General features: G+C 34.3%; 1 protein-coding gene. It reads left to right on the top strand.

Annotated features, from left to right (window positions below; genetic code table 11):
* Positions 1-231 precede the first annotated feature (231 nt).
* Positions 232-353: hypothetical protein (locus J582_RS27460; protein WP_228131725.1), on the top strand; the 122-nt coding region annotated here is incomplete at its 3' end.

Below are 353 nucleotides of genomic sequence, written 5' to 3'. Positions count from 1 at the left end.
CAATCAAGTTTTGTTTTAGCGAGTGATAAAGTTGAAGTTGTCACTTGATCAAGTTTTTGTGTCACTGTTGATATCCAGCAAAAGAAAACGAAGGTTGAAGATTAAAGGTATACAGGTTTAGCATAAAATATCAAGCAAACTTGCTGCTTTTATCACCAAAACAAAACTTGATTGCAGAAAGAATCTTGAAAGCAATTGTAAGAAGCGATTGAATAGACGCATTTATAATTTATGGAAAATAAAAAACGAATGACCACACAAACCTCTGGTTGGGTCTCGGCGTTTAAAGCATTTTTAGACCGTCGTGCATTAATTATGCTATTTCTGGGTTTTTCTGCCGGAATACCTATTTT

Source organism: Acinetobacter sp. 1566109 (assembly GCF_000582255.1).
Lineage (GTDB): Bacteria > Pseudomonadota > Gammaproteobacteria > Pseudomonadales > Moraxellaceae > Acinetobacter > Acinetobacter nosocomialis.
The sequence above is the reverse complement of the archived record's forward strand: the minus strand, read 5'-3'. Positions and strand labels throughout refer to the sequence as shown.